This is a genomic window from Amycolatopsis sp. CA-126428 (assembly GCF_002904335.1).
Classification (GTDB): domain Bacteria; phylum Actinomycetota; class Actinomycetes; order Mycobacteriales; family Pseudonocardiaceae; genus Amycolatopsis.
This window is the reverse complement of sequence record NZ_PPHF01000038.1, coordinates 33677-52502: the sequence shown is the minus strand read 5'-3', so window position 1 is coordinate 52502 and position 18826 is coordinate 33677. Positions and strand designations below refer to the sequence as shown.

The window sequence follows — 18826 nt, the reverse complement described above, 5'->3', positions numbered from 1 at the left end:
GCGGTCAGCGGCCCGTCCAGCGCGGCTCCCGCCCCGCGGACCAGGCCGCGTAGAACTCCTTGTGGTCCTTCGCCGTCATCAGCAGGGCCTGGGTGATCGCCTCCAGCTCGATCGCGCTGCCCAGGTCCATGTCCAGCTCGCGGGTCAGCAGCACCTTCGTCGTCGCGTACGCCAGGGCCGGGCCGTCCGCCAGCCGGCGCGCCAAGGCCGCGGCCGCATCCGGGAGTTCGGAGTCGGGAACCACCTGGGTGGCCAATCCGATCTCCGACGCCCGCGAAGCCGAAACCTTGTCCCCGAGGATCAGCAGTTCCGTCGCACGGCCCAGGCCGACGAGCCGCGGCAACAGGTACGCCGACCCCATGTCCGCCCCGGCCAGCCCCACCTTCGTGAACAGGAACGCGAACTTCGCCGACTCCGCCAGCAGCCGGAAGTCGCTCGCCAGCGCGATCACCGAACCCGCTCCCGCCGCGACCCCGTTGACCGCCGCGATCACCGGGAGCGGGCACTCGCGCAGGGCCTTCACCACCGCGCCCGTCATGCGGGTGAACTCGAGCAGCTCCGCCGTCTCGAACTTCTGCAGTTCGCCGATGATCTCCTCGACGTCGCCGCCGGAACAGAACCCGCGGCCTTCGCCCGTGATCACCAGGACCCGGACGTCCTCGTGCTGCGGGAGCTCGATGATCAGGTCCCGCAGATCCGCGTACACCTCGAACGTCAGCGCGTTGAGCTTCGAAGGGCGGGTGAACGTCACCGTCGCCACTCCGTCGGACACCGTGAACGCGAAGTGCTCCCATTCGCGAGTCAGCGGGGCGGTTGCGCGGAACGGGCTCATGACTGGATTCCTCCGCCGTCGAGTACGAGGGTCTGGCCGTTGATCGCGGCGGCCTCCGGGGCCGCCAGGAAGGACACCGCGAACCCCACCTCGGCCGGCTCGAGCAGCCGGCCGAGCGGGGACGCCGCCGCCAGGGCCGCTTCCGCCTCCGAGGTGGACCGTCCCGACCGCGAGACGATCCGCTCCACCGAGGTCGCCGTCATGTCGGTGCGGACGAACGCCGGGCACACCGCGTTCGCCGTGACGCCGGTGCCGGCCAGCTCCGCCGCCACCGCGCGCATGAAGCCCACCGCCGCGTGCTTCGACGCCGTGTAGCCGGCCGTGTAGCGGTAGCCGACGTGCGAAGCGGTCGACGCCACCGTGACGATCCGGCCGCTGTCGCGCGAACGCATTCCGTCCAGCACCGCGCGCGTGCAAAGGAACGCGCCGGTCGCGTTCACCTCGAACTGCTCGCGCCAGTCGCCGAGCGAGGTCCGGGAAACCGGGTCGCTCGAAGAGATCCCGGCGTTGTTCACCAGGACGTCGACCGGGCCCGCCGAAGCGAAGTACGCAGCCACGGCTTCCTCGTCCGTGACGTCGCAGTCCGCGCGGCCCGGCGCCAGCACGGTGTCACCGGAAGAACGGAACCGGTCCGCGATCGCCGCGCCGATGCCGCGGGTGCCGCCGGTGACCACCACCAGGCGGCTCACGGGCGGGCCGCCAGGGCGCGCCGGTCGAGCTTTCCGTTGGCCGTGCGGGGGAGTTCCGTCATGAAGACCACCTCGCGGGGGTACTTGTGCTTGGCCAGGTGGGCTTTCGCGTGTTCTTGAAGCTCCTTCGCCGACACCGACGCGCCGGCCCGCGTCACGACGTACGCGCGCGGCACGACCAGGCCGCCGACCTCGTGGCCGGCCACCGCGCAGTCGGTGACGTCCGGGTGGCCGAGCAGGCAGTCCTCGATCTCGCCGGGCGCGACGAACACGCCGCCGACCTTGAGCAGCGCGTCGGCGCGCCCGTGGTGGCGGAAGTACCCGTCCGGCGAGCGGCTGAACAGGTCACCCGACGTGAGCGTGTCCCCGTCGAACGTCCGCGCCGACTTCTCCGGATCGCCGTGGTACTCCAGCGCGATCGTCGGCCCGGTCACCCGCAGCGGCCCGATTTCCCCGTCCGGCAGCGGGTTCCCGAGCTCGTCGACGACCTGGGCGGTGTACCCGGGAACGGGCGTGCCGAGCGTGCCGACGCGCGCGGCGCCCGGGCGGTTCGACAGGTAGATGTGGTACGCCTCGGACGAGCCGATCCCGTCCACCACCGGCACCCCGAAGGCCGCGTCCCACTTCCGGTGCAGCTCCGGCGGCAGCGCCTCGCCCGCCGACGTCGTCATCCGCAGGCAGCTCAGGTCCTGCTCGGCCGCGGCCGGGTGGGCGACCATCGCGCTCATCATCGTCGGCACGTTGACCAGCACGGTCGGCCGGTGCTTCGCGATCAGCTCGAACATGAGGTCCGCCGTGCTGCGTTCCCCGAAGGCGATCCCGGCCGCGCCGACACCGAACGGGAACAGCGCCACCAGATCACGCGCGTAGCCGAAGAAGAGCTTGGGCACGGCCAGGACGGTGTCGTCCTCGCGCAGGCCGAGCACCTCGACGGCGTACCGCTCGAAGCTCTCCTTCGGGCTGCGCAGCGGGTGCACGCACGCCTTGGGCGCGCCGGTGCTGCCGGTGGTGAACTTCCAGATGCCGACGTCGTCCACAGTGGTCGGTGCCGCGTCCAAAGTGTCCGGCGCGGCCTCGACCAACGTCCGGAATGGACGTTCCCCGGGAAGCAGCTCGGCTTCGGGCACGCCCGTGACGAGCAACCCCGTCGCGCCCGCCTCGCGCAGTGCGGGCAGCGTGACGGCGTCCGCGAGCACCGCCACGGCCTCGGTGTAGCCGAGGTAGTACGCGTAGTCCTTGGGCTGCAGGAACGGGTAGACCTCGGCGGTGACCGCGCCGATCTTCTGCGCCCCGTACCAGGCCGCGACGAACTCGTCGCCGTCGCTCAGCGCCAGCAGCACCCGCTGTCCTTTTCGGACACCAGAGTCGAGCAGGACGTGGCCGACGCGGTTCGCCAAGGCCGCGAGAGCCGCATAACTGATCGAACGGTCCCCGACGTGCAGGGCGGTCCGGTCACCCCGTCCCGAACTCACGTGCCGGTCGAGGAAGTGCGTGGCGAGGTTGAACGGCTCACTCACGGGCCAGCTCCCGGATCGCTTCCACCAGCAGGTCGGTCAACGTCGAGAACGTCTCAGTGCCTTCTTCGGCGGTCGCTTCCGCGGGCCGGCCGCAGTACGCCTCGGTCATGCCCATCTCCCGGAAGCCGCCGTCTTCCGGAGCGGCGGCGAGGCTGACCGGCACGTGCGGCAGCGTCCGCATCAGCGCCTGGTCGACCAGCTCGGGCCGGTCGGCGAGCACCAGCGACGTCTCGTACCGTCCGGCGTGGCACTCGCCGGACCGGAACTCCTCGGTCAGCCGCTGCGCGTGCCGCCGCCGGACCAGGTCCAGCAGGGCGGCGCGCCCGTCGTAGGCGAAGTTCAGCGTCTCCACGGCTCGCCGCAGCGTGACCAGGTGCGCGGGCTCGAAGTGGTTGTTGACCAGCAGGATCCGCTTCAGGCGCTGGCCGATCAGCGCGGACCCGATGTCGACGAGCAGGGCGTGCAGCGTCTCCGCGCCGATGTGGATGCCCCCGGCGAACCCGGCCGCGAACCGCGTCACGCCGTAGGGCACCTCGGGGAGGATCAGCACGTGGACGTCGTCGTCCGCGGCCAGCCGCTCGGCCGCGCGTTCGCACATCCCGCGGGAGATCAGCGGGTCCGTGCCCAGCGGCGCGTGCGGGCCGTGCGGCTCGATCGCGCCCAGCGGCAGCAGCAGCACCGGGACGCGCTCGTCGTCGGGCAACGCGGCGACCTGCCGAGAGCTGAGATCCGCGAAGTACGTCACGCAAATCAAGCTACACCGCAGCGGCCTGAGGTGTATAGAGTTGCGCCCATGCCCACCGATGCCTTCGAAGCCGGCCCGCAGGAGCTGGTCATGACGTTGCTGGGCAGCTACGTGCACCCGCGCGAAACCCGCCGGGTGTGGTCGGGCGGCCTGGTCGCGGTGCTCGCCGAGCTGGGCTTCTCCGACGGCGCCGCCCGGATCGCGCTCACCCGCCTGGTGCGCCGCGGCCTGCTGCAGCGCCACCGCGAAGGCCGTACCGTGCACTACTCGCTGACCCGGCGCACCGTCGCGCTGCTCGCCGACGGCGACCACCGGATCTTCTCCCTCGGCCGCCGCGAGCGCGCCGCCGGCGAGTGGACCGTGCTGTGGCAGAGCATCCCCGAGAGCCGTCGCCAGGCCCGGGAACGCCTGGTCCGGCGGCTGCGGTTCCTCGGGTTCGGGCCTTATCAGGACGGCACCTGGATCGCTCCGCACGACCGCGAGGCCGAGGTCGTCACCCTGCTCGGCGAACTCGACGTCACCGAGCACGCGGGGCTGCTGCTCGGCCGGCCGTCGGCCGCACTGGACGTCCGCCGGTTCGCCGGCCGGGCCTGGGACCTCGACGACCTCGCCGCGCGGTACGCCGCGTTCGTCGGCCAGTTCGGCGGGTACGCGGGCCGGGAGCCGCCGGACGCCGAGGCGTTCGAGGTGCGCACCCGGCTGGTGCACACCTTCCGCATGTTCCCGTCGCTCGACCCCGAACTGCCTGCCGACCTGGTGCCCGCGCCGGACTGCCGGGCGGCGGCGGTCGAACTGTTCCACGATCTGTACACCGCGCTCGCGAAACCCGCGCAGCGCCATTTCGACGAGGTGACCCAGGGATGACCGAACCCAGCCAAGCAACGCAGGAAGCCCTGAGCTACACCTCGTACCTCGGGCTGGACGAAGTGCTGAACGCCCAGCGCCTGCGGTCCGACGAGCACGACGAGCTGCTGTTCATCGTGATCCACCAGGTGTACGAGCTGTGGTTCAAGCAGATCCTGCACGAAGCCGCCTTCCTCCAGACGAACCTCGAAAAGGGCAACACCGCGCATTCGATCCGGACGCTGCGCCGGATCCTCACCATCCTCAAGGTCGCGGTCGCGCAGATCGACGTGCTGGAAACCATGACGCCCAGCCAGTTCACCAGTTTCCGCGCCCGTTTGGACGCTTCGAGCGGCTTCCAGTCGGCCCAGTTCCGCGAGCTGGAAGCGGTGCTCGGCCGCCGTGACGAGCGCGTGTTCGCGCACTACCCCGAAGGTGGGGAGCAGCGGAAACGCATCTCCGAAGCGATGGCGCGCCCGTCGTTGTTCGACTCTTTTCTCGCGTACCTCAAGGTTTCTGGCTACGCGGTCGAGTGTGACCGAGACGTCACTCGCTCGGTGGAGCCGTCCCCGGCCCTGCAGGCGATATTGCTGGACGTGTACAGCGACGACGGGGGACCCTCGCTCGTCGCGGAGTGTCTGGTCGATCTCGACGAAGGGATGCAGGAGTGGCGCTACCGGCACGTGAAGATGGTCGAACGCACCATCGGCGACAAGACCGGGACGGGAGGATCATCCGGCGCGACCTACCTGCGTACCACGCTTTTCCAGCCGATGTTCCCGGATCTCTGGGCCGTACGGAGCCGACTGTGACCACTTTGGACGACCTGCGCGAGGACCACAACGCCCTCGCCGCGCACTACACCCGGTTCGCGGTGGCCGACCGCCTCCTGCTCTCCGGGCACTCGCACCAGGCCTGGCCGGACGTCGCCGAGGAGGGACTCCTCGAGTCCTTCGCCGACGCCGCCCGTGACGTCGACGCCAAGTGGGAGCGCGCCTTCGCGAAGGCGGACGAACTGCGCGCGGGCTTCCGCCTGCTGCTCGGCGACCCGCACGGCGAATACGCGCTCGGCGCGAGCACGCACGACCTGGTGCTGCGCTTCCTGTCGGCGATGGAGCTGCCGAGACGGCCGCGCCTGGTGACCACCGACGGCGAGTTCCACACCCTCCGCCGTCAGCTCGCCCGCCTCGAAGAGGAGGGCGTCGAGATCGTGCGGGTCCCGCTCGAGCCGGTGACGACGCTCGCCGAGCGCGTCGCGGGCGAGGTGAACGACGACACCGCGGCCGTGCTCGTGTCCGCGGTGCTCTTCGAGACGTCGCGGCTGGTCCCCGGGCTGGCGCACCTCGCCGACGTCTGCCGCGGCCGTTCGATCGAGCTCGTCGTGGACGCCTATCACGCGCTCGGCGTCGTGCCGTTCGCGCTGCACGACCTCGGGCTCACCAACGCCTGGGTGCTCGGCGGCGGCTACAAGTACCTGCAGCTCGGCGAGGGCAACTGCTTCCTGCGGCTGCCCGCCCACGCCCAGGAGCTGCGGCCGGTGATCACCGGCTGGTACGCCGAGTTCGGCGCGCTCGCCGACGAGCGCCACCCGGGCCAGGTGCCCTACGCCATCGGCGGCGACCGGTTCGCCGGCGCCACGTACGACCCGGCGAGCCACTACCGCGGCGCCCGGGTCCAGCGGTTCTTCGCCGAACACGGGCTCACCCCGGAGTTCCTGCGCGAGGTCTCGCAGCACCAGGTGGGCCTGCTCGCGTCGGTGTTCGACTCGCTCGGGTTGCCCGAAGACGTCGTCACGCGCGACCGTTCGGTGGAGCCGGCGGGCCTCGGCGGGTTCCTCTCGCTGCGCTGCGCCGACGCGTCCGGGCTGCAGGCGGCGCTGGCCGCCGAGGGCGTCCGGACCGACAGCCGCGGGCCGTACCTGCGCTTCGGCCCCGCGCCCTACCTTTCGGACACGCAGCTGGAGACGGCGATGCGCACGCTCGGCAAGGTGATCACCGGCTGACGGTCGTGAGTGGTAATGAGGGTTCTAACCCTCATTACCACTCACGACAGCCGCGGCAGATCGCGCTACCGGTCCGTATGGCGAGACCGCCACTGGTTTCGCGATCACCGGGGATCTAGGTTGGTGCCGGGCACCCACCGGGCGGACGACCTCCGCGCGCCGGGCTCCCGCCAACCCGTGAAGCGCGTCCCGGCCACGAACCGGGGCGCGGGAGACAAAGGAGTCACCACCGTGACCGAAGGTGTGTTCGCCCGGGGCACCGGGCACGAACAGGTCGTGTACTGCCACGACCAGGCCAGTGGCCTCAAAGCCATCATCGGCATCCACTCCACCGCGCTCGGCCCCGCCTTGGGCGGGACGCGCTTCCACCCCTACGCCACCGAATCCGACGCGCTCGACGACGTCCTCGCGCTGTCCAAGGGCATGGCGTACAAGAACGCACTGGCCGGGCTCGACCTCGGCGGCGGCAAGGCCGTGATCATCGGCGACCCGAAGACGCTCAAGTCCGAAGCGCTGCTGCGCGCGTACGGGCGCTTCGTGCAGTCCCTGGGCGGCCGCTACATCACAGCGTGCGACGTGGGCACGTACGTGCAGGACATGGACGTCGTGGCCCGCGAGTGCCAGTACGTCACCGGCCGCTCGCCGGAGGACGGCGGTGCCGGCGACTCGTCCGTGCTCACCGCGTTCGGCGTCTTCCAGGGCATGCGGGCCTCGGCCGAGCACGTCTGGGGCAGCCCGGACCTGGCCGGCAAGCGCGTCGGCGTGGCCGGCGTCGGCAAGGTCGGCCACATCCTTATCGGCCACCTCGTGGAAGCCGGCGCGCGGGTCACGATCACCGACGTCTACGCGCCCGCCGTCGAGCGGACCCGCTCGATCCACCCCGAAGTCCAGGTCGTGTCCGATGTGGACACCCTGCTGCGCACCGAGCTGGACGTCTTCGCGCCGTGTGCGCTGGGCGGCGTCCTGACCGACGAGACCGTGCCCGTGCTCGGCGCCCGGATCGTCTGCGGCGCGGCGAACAACCAGCTCGCGCACGCGGGCATCGACAAGCAGCTGGCCGACCGCGGCGTCCTGTACGCCCCGGACTACCTGGTGAACGCGGGCGGCGTGATCCAGGTCGACGACGAGCGCCACGGCTTCGACTTCGAACGCGCGAAGCGCAAGACCACGGCCATCTACGACACGACCAAGGCCGTGTTCGCGCTGGCCGACGCCGACGGCGTGCCCCCGGCGACGGCGGCCGACCGGCTCGCCGAGCGGCGGATGGCGGAGGTCGGGCGGCTGCGGTCCATCATGATCGGGTGAGTCCTTCCGCGTTCTTCGAATCGGTGGGCGTGCGGGGTTTCCTGCACGCCCACCGGCTCGGTTCGGCCGAGGAGGTCGGCCTGGACGCCGACTCGCCGGTGGTACTGGCGTCCGTGGTGAAGGTGCCGCTGGCCTTCGAGTTCGCGCGCCAGGTGGCGGCCGGGCAGCTCGACCCCACCGACCGGGTGCGGGCGTCCGCCGCGGACCGCCTCGGTGGCACCGGTTCGGCGGGCTTCGCCGACGACGCCGGATACAGCCTGCGGGACGCGGCGCTGCTGGCCCTTTCGGTGTCCGACAACACGGCCGCGGACCTGCTGTTCGACCGCGTCGGCGTGGACAACGTCCGGTCGCTGCTGGCCGAGCTGGGCTTGACCCGCACGACGGTGATCGGCGCGCCGCGGGACGTGCTGCGCACGATCATCGAGGACACCGCGGCGGGCCGCCCGTTGCGGGCGCTGGATCCACTGCGGACATCCGCGACCACGCCCCGCGAGATGACGACGTTGCTGGCGGCGCTCTGGGCGGACGACGTGGGGGCGCCGGTCCGCGAGTGGATGTCCGCGCAGGTCAGCTGGCACCGGTTGACGGCGGGGTTCCCGCCGGAGGTGGCGGTGGCGGCCAAGACGGGCACGATGCCGGGGATTCGCAACGAAATCGGCGTCGCGACCTATCCGGACGGCACCGCTTACGCGGTCGCGGTGTTCACGACCGGCGGCGCCGAGACGCTCCGGCGCCCGGACATCGACCGCGCGATCGGCGAAGCCGCCCGGGCGGCGGTCGATCAGCTGCGCTCGTAGAACGCGTCCCACGGCCGGGGCCCTGGCGAAGGGGGCACGATCCGCGACACGCCGTCGTCTTCAAGGATTCGGGCCGCGATTTTCCCCAGCGTCGCCGCCTGGGGGTGCGGGCTGACCGAGGGCCAGGCGAAGGCCATCCGGGCCCGCAGCACCGCGCCTTCGAGCGGCCGCCACACCACCCGCGGTTCCTTGCGGGCGCCGGGTTCGAACGCCACGCCGTGCCCGGCCAGGACCAGCCCGAGCACGAACTCGGGGTTGCGGGCGTGCCGGATCGCGGCCGGGCGGAAGCCGTGGTCCCAGCAGGTGCGCAGCAGGGCGTCGTAGCTTCCCGGCGCGGCGGCGCGCGGCGCGTGGACCAGACCTTCGCCGGCCAGGTCGGCGAGGGTCAGCTCGGCGCGGCGCGCGAGCGGCGAGTCACGGGGGAGCAGCACGCCCAGCGGGGTGTCGACGACCGGGCCGAGGTCCAGCCCGACCACGTCCACCGGCAGTTGCAGGAGGCCGGCGTCGAGTTCGCGGTCGGCGAGCAGCCGGGCCTGCTCGGCCGTGGTGAGCTCCTGCAGGTCCAGCCGCACGGCCGGGCACTCGGCGGCGAACTTCGTCAGGATCGCGGCCAGCACCCGGCCGGGCAGGTCCGGAGGCACGCCCGCGCGCAGGCTGTCCAGCTCCCCGCGTTCGGCCTTCGCCACGAGGGTCGTCATGCGGTCCCAGCGGGAGAGCAGATCGCGAGCTTCGGCACGCAGCACTTCGCCCGCTTCGGTGAGCGTGACGCGGCGGCCGCGTTCGAACAGCTTCGCGCCCAGCTCGGCTTCGAGCCGCTTGACGCGCTGGCTCAACGGCGGCTGCGCGATCCCGAGCCGTTCGGCGGCCCGGCCGAAGTGCAGTTCGTCGGCGACGACGAGGAAGTATCGCAGCGAACGGAGGTGGTCCACGCTGCGACGATAGCTGTTCGCCTATCGATCGGTGGTCGTCCCGATCTTGGACAGCGCGGGGCCGGTCGTGGTCGGGTGTCCGGTATGGACAAGGGATTGAGCAGGCGCGGGCTGTTCGGCGCGAGCGCGGCGGCGGCCGCGATCCTGGCGGGCGCCCCGCCCGCTTCGGCGGCGGCGGGCGGTTCGGGAATGGTGCTGCGCTGGTGGGGGAACAACGGCTGGGAAATCCGCATCGGGTCGAAGACGATCCTCATCGACCCGTGGTTGACGCGGTTCAAGACGGGCACGTACACGCCGGCGGGCGCGGATCCGCGGACGCCGCTCGCGGTGAACCGCGCGCTGATCGACGATTACCTCGACCGGGGTGTCCTCCGCGCGGACCACATCCTGGTGACCCACGGCCACTACGACCACCTGACGGACGTCCCGTACCTGGCCGAGCGCACCGGGGCGACGATCATCGGTACCGAGACGCATTTGAGTCTCATGGCGGCCATGGGGGCTCCGGAGGCCCAGCTGGCGATCGCGACGGGCGGGGAGGACCTGACGTTCGACGGGTACTCGATCCGGGTGCTCCGGTCCCTGCATTCGGCGACGGGCAGCCGCGCCCAGGTGGCGTTCCCGGGTACCCGGCCGCTGTCCCGCCGCGACCGCCCCCGGGTGATCTCGGACCTGCTGGAGGGCGGCACGCTGGCGTACCTGGTGTCGGGTGGCGGGGCGAGTGTGCTGGACTTCGGGGGGTCGAACTACATCGAGTCCGAGCTGGCCGGGCTCCGGCCGGACGTGGTGCTGCTGCCACCGGGCGGGGCGAAGGTGCGGGAGTACGTCCCGCGGCTGCTGCGGACTCTGGGTGGCCCGCGATGGGTGGCAGCAACCCACTGGGACGACTTCGACTTGCCGCTGGGCCAGGCGCACGACCCCAACGGCGGCCTGGAGGTGCTGCGGAAAGCCGTGGCGGCGGCGAGCCCGGGGAGCGAGTTCGTGGTGCTGGACCACCTCGGGGAATTCACCCCCTGAAAGCGCGAAGGCCCCCACCGTTCGCGGTGGGGGCCTTCGGCTCAGCCGCTCTTGCGGCGGAACGTCCGCTTGTTCGCCGCCGGGCCGTGGGCGTGCTGGTTCTTGCCGCCCGCGTTCTCGTGTGACGCTCCCGTTCGCGCGTGGGCCTGCTTGCGCTCCAGCGCTTCGCGGAACTTGCGCTTGACGTCGTCCTCCTCGCCGCTGGGCGACGGGTCCGGTTCACTCATGCTTACCTCCGAAAATGACGACGTGTGACCGCTCCAGCCTGGCATCACTCAAACTGCTTGGCGAGTCGATTTGGTCACGCCGTCAGCGTTTGGGGGACGGTACGCCGCCGAACTGGACCGACTTGCGGGTCAGGGGGCGGCCGCAGTGGTCGCACAGGAGTATCGGGCGCAGCCGCTCGCCGCACTCCACGTGGTGCAGCGTGATGTCCGGCTCCTGGCCGGTGACCTCGAACCCGCGCGACCACTCCGCGATGAACGCCAGCGCGGGGAAGAACGCCAGGCCCTTCGCCGTCAGCCGGTAGTCGCGGGCGTCGGTGCGGGTCTTCGCCGTGCCGGTGCGCAGGACACCCACCTCGACCAGCTTGCTCAGCCGGGCCGACAGCACGCTCGGCCCGATGCCCAGCTCGCGCTCGAACTCCGAAAAGTGCCGGCAGCCGAGCAGCGCCGACACCAGCAGCCCCGTCGACCACCGGTCGCCGAGCAGCTCCATCGTGTTCGGGAAGAACATCATCGGGTCGCCGGCCAGGGAATCGGCGTCCTTGCGGCGGAAGCGCTTGGACGCCGTCGCCGCCGCGACGCCGGTGCTGTCCAGTCGCGACGCCCGGACGTCCCGGGCGTCCACGCGGCGGCCGCAGGCGGCACAGCCGAGGGGCGCTGATGTAGCCAGCTCGCAGTCGAGGTGGATCAGCGTCGGCAGCACTTCGCGCCGGCCTTCGACCCACTCGCGCTCCCAGGCCCAGATCGAGATCAGCAGCGGCCACAGCTCGAGGCCGCGCTCGGTCAGCCGGTACTCGTGCCGCGTGCGGCGCGCGTCCCGGTACGGCACCCGGGCGAGCATGCCCGCCTCCACCATGTCCCGCAGCCGTCCCGACAACGCGGTCGGCGAAATGCCCAGCCGCAGGCGCAGCTCTTCGTACCGGCGGAAGCGCAGGAACAGGCTCTGCAGGATCAGCAGCGTCCACTGGTCACCGACCAGTTCGAGCGCCCGGCGCAGCGGATCCCCCGCCGGCCGGACGCGGTGTGCAGACGCTTCGGTCACCACTTCCCCCTCGTTGCACGATGCCCTCAGGGTAACACCTGGCTACACCTAAAGAAGCCTATTGACACCTGGGTACACAAATCATAGTCTCATCTCCATCAGCCCGCGCAGCCAGGGAGCAGCCCGATGACCAGCACTTCCGAACAGCCGCTGATGGTGGCCCGGACGGCGGACACCGGCGAGGACAACCCCTACCTGCTCGGCGTCCACGCCCCGGTCGGCACCGAGATCGACGCCGAAGACCTGCAGGTCATCGGCGAAATCCCGAAGGACCTCAACGGCGTCTACCTGCGCAACGGCCCGAACCCGCGGTTCGCCCCGGAGGGCCGCTACCACTGGTTCGACGGCGACGGCATGATCCACGCGGTCCACCTGGAGAACGGCAAGGCCCGCTACCGCAACCGCTGGGTCCGCACCAAGGCCTTCGAGGCCGAGTCCGCCGCCGGCAAGGCGCTCTGGACCGGCGTGATGGAGAACCCGAAGGACAACCCCTTCGGCAACACCCACGGCCTGGGGCTCAAGGACAACGCCAACACCGACGTCGTCTTCCACCGCGGCCGGATCCTCGCCACCTGGTACCTGTGCGGCTCGCCGTACGCGGTCGACCCGCTTTCGCTGGAGACCCTCGGCGCCGAAGACTTCCTCGGCACGCTGGCCGGCGACATGATGGCCCACCCCAAGGTCGACGAGGCCACCGGCGAGCTGTTCTGGTTCGACTACGGGCCGCGCCCGCCGTACCTGCGCTACGGCGTGATCAGCGCGGACGGCCGGGTCGTGACCACCACCGACATCGAGCTGCCGGGCCCGCGCCTGCCGCACGACATGGCCATCACCGAGCACTACGCGGTGCTGATGGACCTGCCGCTGGTCCAGGACCTGGCGGCGGCGAAACAGGGCCGGCACAAGCTGCACTTCGACCGCTCGCTGCCGAGCCGGTTCGGCGTGCTGCCACGCTACGGGAACGGTAGCCAGATCCGGTGGTTCGAAGCGAGCCCGTGCTACATCTACCACGTCGTCAACGCCTGGGAAGAGGGCAGCGAAGTCGTCCTCGACGTCTGCCGCGTGCAGCGCCCCCATGAACAATTGAACCAGCCGCGCGCCGACGCGCACACGCCGCTCGCGAAGATGCTTTCGTACCTGCGGCTGGACGCCCAGCTGCACCGCTACCGCTTCGACCTGCGGACCGGCGCGTGCCGCGAAAGCGCGCTCGACGACGACAACACCGAGTTCCCGACCGTCGACGCCCGCGGCGTCGGCCGGCGGAACCGGTACTCCTACGCGGTGCACATCTCGCCCGAGTCGACGCTGAAGTTCGACGGGCTGGTGCGCCACGACAATCTTGCCGGTACGAAGACCGAATACCGGTTCGGTCCCGGCCGGTGGGGCAGTGAGGCTCCGTTCGCACCCCGCGAAGGAGTACCCGTCGATTCGGCGGACGGGTATCTGGTGACGTTCGTGCAGGACGAGCGCGAGGGACGCTCGGAACTGGACATCTTCGACGCCGCCGACCTCGCTGCCGGACCCGTGGCCAGGGTCCTGCTTCCCCAGCGTGTCCCGCTCGGTTTTCACGCGACCTGGGTCCGGGCGGACCAGCTGGAAAACCTCCGTTCATGAGATGCCATCGAGAGGGTCGTGCCCGGGACTTCCGGACACGGGGATGGTGGCGTGCGGAGACGATCGACCAGCTCGTGAAGGAGCGGGTCAGTGCCGACCCGGAGGGTCTCGCGCTGGTCGATCCACCGAACACCACCGCACTGGTCGGACGCGACCCGGTGCGGTGGACCTGGAGCCGGCTCGACGAACGCGTCGACGTCCTGGCCGCGTTCCTGCTCGCCAGAGGGGTGCGAGCAGGTGACGTAGTGGCTGTGCAGCTGCCGAACTGCTCGGCCCTGGTCCAGGCGTTCCTCGCGATCGTGCGGATCGGCGCGGTCGTCACCCCGTTCCCGGTGTCCTACCGGGAGCACGAGATGGTTCCGATGTGCCGGCGCACCGGGGCTGTCGGGGTGGTCACGGCATCCAGATACGGCGAGCACCCGCTCGCCGGGGCGGCCCTTGGGCTAATCGGCGCTTCGGCGCTGTCGGTCCGGTTCGTCGTCGCCACGGGGGACGACGAACCGGCCGGCGCCCTGGCCTGGCCCGAAGCTCCCCTGTCCGCAGCGGAGAAATCCACTTTGGACTCGCATCGGCCCGAAGCCGACGTGAACGACTGCGTCACGATCTGCTGGACGTCCGGCACCGAAGCCGAGCCGAAGGCCGTGCCGCGCTGCCACGGAGACTGGCTGGCGGCGGCCGCCGGCTGCGCCCAGGCCGCGGGGATGACCCGCGACGATGTCGTGCTGTCGCCGTTCCCGATGACGAACATGGCCGGCATCGGCGGCATGTTCCTGCCGTGGCTGCTGACCGGCGCCGTGTTCGTCCCGCACCACCCGTTCGACCTGCCGGTGTTCCTGGGACAGCTCGCGGCCGAGCGGGTGACGTACACGCTCGCGCCCCCGGCGTTGCTGACCATGCTGCTGCACAACGAAGAAATACTGTCCGGAGTGGACATTTCGGCGCTGCGGAAGATCGGGTCCGGCTCGGCGCCGCTCTCGCCGTGGCTGGTGCGCACCTGGGCCGAGCGCTACGGCATCGACCTCATCAACTTCTTCGGCTCGAACGAGGGCACCGCGCTGCTGTCCGGTCCGGTGGACATCCCGGACCCCGACCAGCGCGCGACCTACTTCCCGAACTACGCCTCGGCCGCCACCTGGTCGACTCCGGTCGCCGGGTGGACGTCGGTGCGGCTGCACGACCCGGTCACCGGCGAGCGGGTGACCGGCCCCGGGCACCCCGGCGAGCTGCACATCGCCGGGCCGACGGTGTTCGCCGGCTACCTCACGGAGAAGGGCGAGCCGCTCGACACCTCGGCGTTCGACGAAGACGGGCACTTCCGCACCGGCGACGTCTTCGAGATCGACGGCGAGCGCGGGGAGTTCCTGCGGTACGTCGACCGGCTGAAGGACCTCGTGATCCGCGGCGGCATGAACATCTCGCCCGCCGAGGTCGAGGGCCTGCTGGCGGGGCACCCGGACGTCGCCGATGTCGGCGTCGTCGGCGTGCCCGACGACGTCATGGGGGAGCGGGTGTGCGCGGTCGTCGTGCCGGGGGCGCGCAAGCCGGCCCTGGCCGAGCTGGTCGCGTACCTGAGGGAGAAGAACGTGGCCGCGTTCAAGCTGCCGGAACGGCTCGAGTACGCGGAGTCCTTGCCACGCAACCCGGTGGGGAAGATCCTGAAGCGGCAGCTGAGGGAAAGCCTGGGGTGAGGTCATGACGGTGTTGGTGCTGGGCGGGGCGCAGACCGACTTCGCGCGCAACGTGACGAAAGAAGGGCGCGGGATCCTCGAACTGTTCGCCGAGGTCGTGCCCGCGGCCCTCGCGGACGCCGGGGTCTCGGCCGCCGACGTCGAGGTCGCGCACGTCGGGAACCTCGCGGCGGAGCTGTTCACCGGCCAGGCGCAGCTGGGCGGGCTGCTGGTGGCGGCCGTCCCGGAGCTGGACGGCGTGCCGTCGACCCGGCACGAAGCCGCCTGCGCGTCCGGCAGCACTGCCGTCCTGGCTGCGTGCGCGGACCTCGAAGCGGGCCGCTACGACGTGGCGCTGGTCGTCGGCGTCGAGCTGATGCGCAACGTCGACGGGCAGCGCGCCGCCGAGCACCTCGGGTCCGCCGCGTGGGCCGGGCACGAGGCCGTCGCCGCGAAGTTCCCGTGGCCCGCGCTGTTCGCGGACGTCGCTTCCGCGTACGACGCTCGGTACGGCCTCGATCCGGGGCACCTGGGGTCGTTCGCCGAGCACGCCTTCACCCGGGCGGCGCTGAACCCGCTGGCCCAGGCCCGCGACTGGCGGTTCCCGGCCGCCGCGTTCGGACCCGACGACGAGCTCAACCCCGTCATCGAGGGCCGCCTGCGCAAGCAGGACTGCGGCCGGATCACCGACGGCGCCGCGGCGGTCGTGCTGGCTTCGCCCGCGTTCGCCGAACGGCTCGGCGGCGGGTTCCCGCGCATCGCGGGCTTCGGGCACCGCACCGCGCACATCGGCCTCGCACCGAAGATCGCTTCCGGCGGCGAGTACCTCTTCCCGCACCTGCGCGGCGCCGTCGCCGACGCCTACCGGCGGGCAGGCGTGCCCGGGCCGGACGCGCTCGACGCCGTCGAACTGCACGACTGCTTCACGATCACCGGGCTGGTCGCGCTGGAGCACCTCGGCTTGGCACCGCCCGGCGACGGCGGCCGGTTCATCGCCGGCGGTGGGCTCGACGCAGCCGGGATCAACCCGGGTGGTGGCCTGATCGGCCTCGGCCACCCGGTCGGCGCGACCGGCGTCCGCATGCTGCGCGACGCGGCCCGGCAGGTTTCGGGCACGGCGGGTGAGACGCAGGTGGCGGGCGCGCGCACGGCGTTGACGCTCAACGTCGGCGGCTCGTTCACCACGGTGGTCACGATGGTGGTCACGGCATGAGGCTTTCGGTGTCGCTGGGGCTCTGGCAGGACCGGCCGCCGGAGGAGGCGCTCGACACCGCCCGCGCCGCGGAGGCCGCGGGCTACCCGGAGCTCTGGATCGGCGAGATGGCGACCTGGGACGCCTTCGCGCTCGGCACCGCGATCGGCGCGGCCACCGAGCGGATTTCCCTGACTTTCGGGCCGCTGGCGGTGACCGTGCGGGACCCGGCGACGATCGCCATGGGCGTCGCGTCGGTGGCGGCCCTCACCGGCCGGTCGACCGGGGTCGCTTTGGGGACGTCGAGCGACGTCGTGGTGCGCGGCTGGCACGGACGTTCGCGCTCTCGGGCGGCCACGGCCTTGGCGGAGTCCGCGGCGGCGGTCCGCCAGCTGCTGGGCGGCGAGAAGTCCACTGTGGACGGCTCGGTCGTCGGCTCACGGGGGTACCGGCTGCGGCTGCCCGCTCCCGCGTCTCCGCTGACGATCGCCGCGTTCGGGCCGCGGGCGCTCGACGTCGCCGCGCGGCACGCGGACCGGATGGTGGTCAACCTCGTCAGCCCGGCGGCCGCGGAGACGCTGGTGCGGGGGCTGCGGGAAGCCGCTTCGCGCAGGGACAGGACGCCGCCACCGGTGGCCGCCTGGGTGGTCGGTGTGGCCGACCCGGGCCCGGCGGAAATCGAGCAGCTGCGCCGCGGTGTGGTCGGCTACCTCGCCGCGCCCGGCTACGCCGACATGTTCCGCGCCGAGGGGTTCGGCGATCTCGTCGACTTCGCGCGCACCCGCCCGCACCCGCGCGAGCTCCTGGCCGCCGTGCCGGTCGAGGCCATCGCCGCGGTCGGGCTGATCGGCTCCGGCGCCGAGATCGCCGCGAAGGCCGCCGAGTATGCGGCGGCAGGTGTCGACGAGCTGGCTATCGTGCCCGCGACCAGCGACGACGACCCCGGTGGCGAGAAAACCCTCGCCGCGTGTCGATCCGCGGCCGTCCCGTTCGACGCGTAGGCATGACGGAACCGACGGAAACCCAGAACCTCGACCCATCCGGCTCCGCGGCGCTGCCGTGGAGCAGGGCGCGCGACCTCCTCGCCACCCAGACCCCCAAAGAGGACCTGACGTTCTTCGTCGGGACCGTCCGCCCCGACGGGCGCCCGCACGCCGCCGGCGTCGGCGCCATCTGGGTGGACGACACCCTGTACTTCGTGAGCGGACCCGGCACGCGCCGGGCCCGCAACCTGGCGGCGAACCCGGCGTGCAGCGTGTCGGTGCGGCTGCGCGGCCTCGACGTCACGATGGAAGGCGAGGCCCACCGGGTCGCCGAACCCGAGGTCCTGGCGCGGGTGGCGGCCGTCTACCGCGAGGGCGGCTGGCCCGCGACGGTGGAGGACGGCGGGTTCAACGCGCCGTTCATGGCGGCGAGCGCCGGGCCGGCGCCGTGGCACCTGTACCGGCTCACGCTGCACCGGGCCATCGGCGTCGCCACCGCCGAGCCGCACGGTGCCGCCCGCTGGGACTTCAGCCGCTGATCGCCGCGGCGACCAGGCCGCCGATCGCGGCCATGCCGTCCGCGTTCGGGTGCAGCGGCGCGGCGACCGACGTCGGGATCACGCTCTCGAACCACTTAACGCCGGGCAGCTTGCAGACGTCGTGCCCGATCGAGGCCGTGCGGACGTCGACGTAGCGCGCGTCGTGCGCGGCGGCTTGCCGGGCGAGGGCGGCGTTGGTCTTGTCGATGCTGCCCTGGATGTAGTTCGCGTCGCGCGGGGTCAGTGGCGCGATCGGCCAGCAGCCGTTGTGCGGCAGGTAGGTGCCGTAGCCGGCCACGAAGACGTCGGCGTCCGGCGCCTTCGCGTGGATCGCGTCGAGCAGCGCGCCCCACACGGGCTCGAACGCGGCGATCTTCTCGGCCAGCTGGTCGTGGCCGCCGGCGGTGTACCGGTCGACGCAGTCGGGGTTGATGCCGGGCAGCAGGTTGATGCAGCTCGTCGCGGCCCCGACCAGGCCGACGTCGTTGCCACCGATCGTCACGGTCACCGTCCGGGTCTGCGCGCCGAGCGCGTCCAGCTGCGGCGGCACGGCGCCGGCCGACGTCTGCTGCGGGGCGGTCATGTCCGCCGTCGTCGCGCCCGAACAGGTGACGTCCGTCAGCGGCACGCCGAGTTCTTTCGCGGCGACGTGCGGGTAGTTCGCCAGGGAGCGGAGGCAGCCGGGGGAGGAGAGGTCGGGCGGCAGGATCAGCGGCCCGGCCGCCGCCGAATCCCCCAGTGCGACGTAATCCCCGGCGGTGCCCGCCGCCGCCGTGCCCGCCGTCGCGCCCCCCAGCGCGGTGACCAAGATCGCGATGAACGTCATCGTTCTCACTCGCACGCCGTCCTCCTTGACGTTGTGCCGACTGTTGGTCTCCGTGACACCATC

Annotated in this window: 19 protein-coding genes; 11 read left to right on the top strand and 8 right to left on the bottom strand. The window is 71.8% G+C overall.

The genetic code is table 11. From position 1 onward, the window contains the following. Positions 1–4 precede the first annotated feature (4 nt). The 4 genes from C2L58_RS11570 to C2L58_RS11555 are packed head-to-tail and all read right to left on the bottom strand — an operon-like array spanning position 5 to position 3783. On the bottom strand, positions 5–832 hold the full coding sequence (locus C2L58_RS11570) for an enoyl-CoA hydratase family protein (RefSeq protein ID WP_103337565.1): 828 nt from the start codon (positions 830–832) through the stop codon (positions 5–7). Continuing rightward, a complete protein-coding gene (locus tag C2L58_RS11565; RefSeq protein ID WP_103337564.1) occupies positions 829–1521 on the bottom strand; it encodes an SDR family NAD(P)-dependent oxidoreductase in 693 nt (230 codons plus the stop codon). Before C2L58_RS11565 ends, C2L58_RS11570 begins: the two co-directional genes overlap by 4 nt. After that, complete coding sequence (locus C2L58_RS11560) at positions 1518–3038, bottom strand: benzoate-CoA ligase family protein (protein ID WP_103337563.1); 1521 nt, start codon at positions 3036–3038, stop codon at positions 1518–1520. Before C2L58_RS11560 ends, C2L58_RS11565 begins: the two co-directional genes overlap by 4 nt. Further along, positions 3031–3783, bottom strand: a complete 753-nt coding sequence (locus C2L58_RS11555; RefSeq protein ID WP_103337562.1) for a creatininase family protein — start codon at positions 3781–3783, stop codon at positions 3031–3033. The genes C2L58_RS11560 and C2L58_RS11555 overlap by 8 nt, the downstream gene beginning before the upstream one ends. 48 nt (positions 3784–3831) lie before the next feature. On the opposite strand from C2L58_RS11555, the gene C2L58_RS11550 reads away from it, so the two are divergent. The 5 genes from C2L58_RS11550 to C2L58_RS11530 all read left to right on the top strand — a co-directional run bounded on the left by C2L58_RS11550 (position 3832) and on the right by C2L58_RS11530 (position 8730). Then, positions 3832–4647 carry a PaaX family transcriptional regulator gene (locus tag C2L58_RS11550; RefSeq protein WP_103337561.1) on the top strand — a complete coding sequence of 272 codons (816 nt, stop codon included), beginning with the start codon at positions 3832–3834 and terminating at the stop codon, positions 4645–4647. Next, a complete protein-coding gene (locus tag C2L58_RS11545; protein ID WP_103337560.1) occupies positions 4644–5438 on the top strand; it encodes a tryptophan 2,3-dioxygenase in 795 nt (264 codons plus the stop codon). The genes C2L58_RS11550 and C2L58_RS11545 overlap by 4 nt, the downstream gene beginning before the upstream one ends. Beyond that, positions 5435–6628, top strand: a complete 1194-nt coding sequence (locus C2L58_RS11540; RefSeq protein WP_103337559.1) for a kynureninase — start codon at positions 5435–5437, stop codon at positions 6626–6628. Before C2L58_RS11545 ends, C2L58_RS11540 begins: the two co-directional genes overlap by 4 nt. Before the next feature lie 231 nt (positions 6629–6859). After that, complete coding sequence (locus C2L58_RS11535) at positions 6860–7933, top strand: Glu/Leu/Phe/Val dehydrogenase dimerization domain-containing protein (protein WP_103337689.1); 1074 nt, start codon at positions 6860–6862, stop codon at positions 7931–7933. Beyond that, positions 7930–8730 (top strand): serine hydrolase, encoded by an 801-nt coding sequence (locus C2L58_RS11530; protein WP_103337558.1) that lies wholly within the window; start codon positions 7930–7932, stop codon positions 8728–8730. The genes C2L58_RS11535 and C2L58_RS11530 overlap by 4 nt, the downstream gene beginning before the upstream one ends. On the opposite strand, the gene C2L58_RS11525 is transcribed toward C2L58_RS11530, so the two are convergent. Further along, positions 8715–9659, bottom strand: coding sequence for a LysR substrate-binding domain-containing protein (locus C2L58_RS11525; RefSeq protein WP_103337557.1), 945 nt, complete (start codon positions 9657–9659; stop codon positions 8715–8717). The genes C2L58_RS11530 and C2L58_RS11525 overlap by 16 nt on opposite strands. Before the next feature lie 84 nt (positions 9660–9743). On the opposite strand from C2L58_RS11525, the gene C2L58_RS11520 reads away from it, so the two are divergent. Further along, positions 9744–10676: an MBL fold metallo-hydrolase gene (locus C2L58_RS11520; protein WP_103337556.1), complete on the top strand. Its 933-nt coding sequence runs from the start codon at positions 9744–9746 to the stop codon at positions 10674–10676. A gap of 41 nt (positions 10677–10717) precedes the next feature. Here the strand turns inward: C2L58_RS11520 and C2L58_RS11515 are convergent, their stop codons facing one another. Both C2L58_RS11515 and C2L58_RS11510 read right to left on the bottom strand, forming a co-directional pair. Further along, complete coding sequence (locus tag C2L58_RS11515) at positions 10718–10903, bottom strand: DUF5302 domain-containing protein (RefSeq protein WP_013228723.1); 186 nt, start codon at positions 10901–10903, stop codon at positions 10718–10720. Between the two features lie 82 nt (positions 10904–10985). Then, entirely contained in the window at positions 10986–11942 is a 957-nt protein-coding gene (locus C2L58_RS11510) for a winged helix-turn-helix transcriptional regulator (RefSeq protein WP_103337688.1), read from the bottom strand. Positions 11943–12068: 126 nt separating this feature from the next. Here C2L58_RS11510 and C2L58_RS11505 point away from each other — a divergent pair, with 126 nt between their 5' ends. From C2L58_RS11505 to C2L58_RS11485, 5 genes are read left to right on the top strand one after another with little or no spacing between them, the layout of a single operon-like run. Then, positions 12069–13556 carry a carotenoid oxygenase family protein gene (locus C2L58_RS11505; RefSeq protein ID WP_103337555.1) on the top strand — a complete coding sequence of 496 codons (1488 nt, stop codon included), beginning with the start codon at positions 12069–12071 and terminating at the stop codon, positions 13554–13556. Continuing rightward, a complete protein-coding gene (locus C2L58_RS11500; protein ID WP_103337554.1) occupies positions 13553–15244 on the top strand; it encodes a class I adenylate-forming enzyme family protein in 1692 nt (563 codons plus the stop codon). The genes C2L58_RS11505 and C2L58_RS11500 overlap by 4 nt, the downstream gene beginning before the upstream one ends. Before the next feature lie 4 nt (positions 15245–15248). Further along, positions 15249–16436 (top strand): acetyl-CoA acetyltransferase, encoded by a 1188-nt coding sequence (locus tag C2L58_RS11495; RefSeq protein ID WP_103337553.1) that lies wholly within the window; start codon positions 15249–15251, stop codon positions 16434–16436. After that, complete coding sequence (locus C2L58_RS11490) at positions 16433–17416, top strand: LLM class F420-dependent oxidoreductase (RefSeq protein WP_103337552.1); 984 nt, start codon at positions 16433–16435, stop codon at positions 17414–17416. Before C2L58_RS11495 ends, C2L58_RS11490 begins: the two co-directional genes overlap by 4 nt. 2 nt (positions 17417–17418) lie before the next feature. Further along, positions 17419–17937, top strand: coding sequence for a pyridoxamine 5'-phosphate oxidase family protein (locus C2L58_RS11485; protein ID WP_103337551.1), 519 nt, complete (start codon positions 17419–17421; stop codon positions 17935–17937). Here the strand turns inward: C2L58_RS11485 and C2L58_RS11480 are convergent. Beyond that, positions 17927–18772: an SGNH/GDSL hydrolase family protein gene (locus C2L58_RS11480; protein WP_103337687.1), complete on the bottom strand. Its 846-nt coding sequence runs from the start codon at positions 18770–18772 to the stop codon at positions 17927–17929. The genes C2L58_RS11485 and C2L58_RS11480 overlap by 11 nt on opposite strands. Positions 18773–18826 lie beyond the last annotated feature (54 nt).